We start from the raw sequence: 3,632 nt of genomic DNA, 5'->3' as shown, positions 1-3,632 counted from the left end.
CGGCCCGGACAGGGTGTGCGGCCCCAGTCGGCCCCACGGCACCTGTGCCCGCACCCCGTACCCGCATCGGCGCGCGACCGATGCGGGTGACGTACCACCGCTCAGCGCTCGGCCGTCAGCGGTACGTCACGCCGCGGTACGACGTGGAGCCGTACGCCACGCCGCCGTACGGCATGGAGCCGCACGCCGCCGTGCGTCACGCCCCGCGTCAGTCCGCCACGGCCTCGACGGGCGGCTCCGCCCGCTCGGCCAGAGGCAGGTAGACCCGGTTGCCGCCCGCCGCGAACTCCTTGGACTTCTGGAGCATGCCCTCGGCGATCGCCTCCGCGGAACCCGCCGCCCCCGCGTCCCCGCCGAACCGCTCGTTGATGTCCCGGCTGATCCGCATCGAGCAGAACTTGGGCCCGCACATCGAGCAGAAGTGCGCCGTCTTCGCCGGTTCGGCAGGCAGCGTCTCGTCGTGGAACTCCCGTGCCGTGTCCGGGTCGAGGGAGAGGTCGAACTGGTCCTCCCACCGGAACTCGAACCGTGCGTCGGAGAGCGCGTCGTCCCACTCCTGGGCGCCCGGATGCCCCTTGGCCAGGTCGGCGGCGTGGGCGGCGATCCGGTAGGTGATCACACCCGTCTTGACGTCGTCCCGGTCGGGCAGGCCCAGGTGTTCCTTGGGGGTGACGTAGCAGAGCATCGCCGTACCCCACCAGGCGATCATCGCCGCGCCGATGCCGGAGGTGATGTGGTCGTAGCCCGGAGCGATGTCCGTGGTCAGCGGGCCGAGCGTATAGAACGGAGCTTCATCGCAGATCTCCTGCTGAAGGTCGATGTTCTCCTTGATCTTGTGCATCGGGACGTGTCCCGGGCCCTCGATCATCGTCTGCACACCACAACGCTTGGCGATCCGGTTGAGTTCCCCGAGCGTGCGCAACTCCGCGAACTGCGCCTCGTCGTTGGCGTCGGCGATCGACCCCGGGCGCAGGCCGTCGCCCAGCGAGTAGGTGACGTCGTAGGAGGCCAGGATCTCGCTCAGTTCCTCGAAGTTCTCGTAGAGGAAGCTCTCCTTGTGGTGCGCCAGGCACCAGGCGGCCATGATCGATCCGCCCCTGGAGACGATGCCGGTCTTCCTCCCGGCCGTCAGCGGCACGAAGGCCAGCCGTACGCCGGCGTGCACGGTCATGTAGTCCACGCCCTGCTCGGCCTGTTCGATCACCGTGTCCCGGTAGATCTCCCAGGTCAGCTCCTCGGCCTTGCCGTCCACCTTCTCCAGCGCCTGGTAGAGCGGCACGGTCCCGATCGGGACGGGGGAGTTGCGCAGCACCCACTCACGCGTGGTGTGGATGTTGCGGCCGGTGGAGAGGTCCATCACCGTGTCGGCGCCCCATCGGGTCGCCCAGGTCATCTTCTCCACCTCCTCCTCGATGGAGGAGGTCACCGCCGAGTTGCCGATGTTGGCGTTGACCTTCACCAGGAAACGCTTGCCGATGATCATCGGCTCGATCTCCGGATGGTTCACGTTGGCGGGCAGCACGGCCCGCCCCGCCGCGATCTCCTCCCGCACGACCTCGGGCGAGACGTTCTCCCGGAGGGCGACGAACTCCATCTCGGGCGTGATCTCGCCCCGCAGCGCGTAGACGAGCTGGGTCGCCGGTCGGCCCGCCGGACTGCGGCGCGGGCGCCGCGGTTCGCCCGGGAAGACCGCGTCCAGGTTGCGCAGTCCGCCGCGCGGTGAGGTGTGGCGGATGCCGTCGTCCTCGGGTCGGACGGGACGGCCCGGATACTCCTCGGTGTCGCCGCGGGCGATGATCCAGTTCTGCCGCAGCGGCGGCAGACCCCGACGCACGTCGGTGACGACCGCCGGATCGGTGTACGGGCCGGAGGTGTCGTACAGCGACACCGAACGGCCATTGGTGAGGTGGACCTGACGTACTGGCACGCGGATGTCGGTCCGCGAGCCTTCCACGTAGCTCTTGTGCCAACGAGCAGGCGTGCGTGCGTCCTTGTCGGTCATGAGACCTACTCCCTACGCCGGCATTACCCGGTAACAGGTTCGGCGGTCGACGCAGCGGTCTCCGGTGCGATGTTTCCCGTGAAACATCGTCTGTCCGCCCTGGAACAGGGCGGAACGGAAGTCAGCGTCCTCTCAGCCCGGTGCTCCGAGCTCCCGCGTGTGCAAAGGTGACCCCACGCTAGCGTCCCGCCGGGCGCGGTGAACAGTAGGCCTCTGTCACTCTTGGGATGATCTGTCCGTGAGCACCATGCAACCGCCTCCCGAACCACCGCGTCCCCCCACCGGCGCACACGTGCCTCACGGCCACCCGCAGGGTCCCGGTCACGGCCATGGACACGGCCCTGGCCCCGGCCAGGGCCAGGGACACCCCCGTGACCACGGACCCCGCCACGGGCCCCCACCCGACCACGGCTCCGGCCACGGCCACGGTTCTGGCAGCGGCCACGGCTCCGGTCCCGGTGACGGCCACGGTCACGGCCACAGCCACGCTCACGGGCCCGCCGCACCGGCCTCCCGCCGCCTGCGGAGGATCATCACCGCCGTCCTGGTCCCGTTCGCCGCCGCGGTGGTCGTCGGCCTGCTCGTGCTCTGGCCCGGCGGGGCACCGGGGCACGAGCGTTCCGGTGTGGGATTCGACCGGCACACCGAGCAGGCCACCGTGACCCAGGTGGAAAAAGCGTCCTGCGGCCAGGGGAACCAGAGCCAGCAGTGCACCCTGGCGACCGTGCGCATCGACACCGGCAAGGACCAGGGAAAGACCTTCGTCGAGACGGTGCAGCGTGACCAGTCCCGGCAGTTGGCGAAGGGCGACTCGGTGATCGTCGCCTACGAGCCGACCGCGCCGAAGAAACTCCAGTACTCGGTCATGGACATGAACCGAAAGTTCCCGCTGGCGCTGCTGGCGGGCATCTTCGCGGTGGCGGTCGTGGTCGTGGGCCGGCTGCGGGGCCTGATGGCGCTCATCGCGCTGGCGGTGAGCTTCCTGGTGCTCACCCTGTTCATCCTGCCGGCCATCCTGCAGGGCTCGAATCCGCTGCTGGTGGCGGTGGTCGGATCCAGCGCCATCATGCTGATCGCGCTCTACCTGTGCCACGGCCTGTCGGCCAGAACGTCGGTGGCGGTCCTGGGCACCCTGGTGTCGCTGCTGCTGATCGGCGTCCTGGGCTCGGTCTTCATCGGATGGGGCGACCTGACCGGCAACACCGACGACAACACCGGACTGATCCACGGCCTCTACCCGCAGCTCGACATGAGCGGCCTGCTCCTGGCCGGCGTGATCATCGGCTCGCTGGGCGTCCTGGACGACGTGACGGTCACCCAGACCTCGGCGGTCTGGGAACTCCACGAGGCCAACCCCTCGCTCGGTCCGCGCGGGCTCTACCGGGCCGGTCTGCGGATCGGCCGGGACCACATCGCCTCGGTGGTCAACACCCTGGTCCTGGCCTACGCGGGTGCGGCGCTGCCGCTCCTGCTGCTCTTCTCGATCGCCCAGAGCAGTGTGGGCTCGGTCGCCAACAGCGAACTGGTCGCCCAGGAGATCGTGCGCACCCTCGTCGGTTCCATCGGCCTGGTGGCCTCGGTACCGGTGACCACCGCGCTGGCCGCCCTGGTGGTCGCCGCGGACCGCCCG

The 3,632-nt window shown here is 69.5% G+C and carries 2 protein-coding genes and 1 riboswitch; of the genes, one reads left to right on the top strand and one right to left on the bottom strand.

All coding sequences use genetic code 11. The features are described 5' to 3' along the window. Positions 1 to 208: 208 nt before the first annotated feature. A complete protein-coding gene (thiC, locus tag HW445_RS22340; RefSeq protein ID WP_180222758.1) occupies positions 209 to 2,002 on the bottom strand; it encodes a phosphomethylpyrimidine synthase ThiC in 1,794 nt (597 codons plus the stop codon). Further along, positions 1,995 to 2,169: riboswitch (TPP riboswitch) on the bottom strand. Its footprint overlaps the gene before it by 8 nt. An 80-nt stretch (positions 2,170 to 2,249) precedes the next feature. Between thiC and HW445_RS22335 the strand changes: the two genes are divergently transcribed. Continuing rightward, positions 2,250 to 3,632: YibE/F family protein (locus HW445_RS22335; protein WP_180222759.1), on the top strand; the 1,383-nt coding region annotated here is incomplete at its 3' end.

Origin of the sequence: Streptomyces sp. UH6, from assembly GCF_013421635.1 — a bacterium.
In the GTDB taxonomy this organism is placed as follows: domain Bacteria; phylum Actinomycetota; class Actinomycetes; order Streptomycetales; family Streptomycetaceae; genus Streptomyces; species Streptomyces abyssomicinicus.
Note: the sequence above shows the minus strand (reverse complement) of the source record. Positions and strands in the feature narration are given on the sequence as shown.

What these genes read in the sequence shown, in the direction of transcription:
- thiC (WP_180222758.1), bottom strand. Translation starts at nt 2,002, where the DNA reads ATGACCGACAAGGACGCACGCACGCCTGCTCGTTGGCACAAGAGCTAC.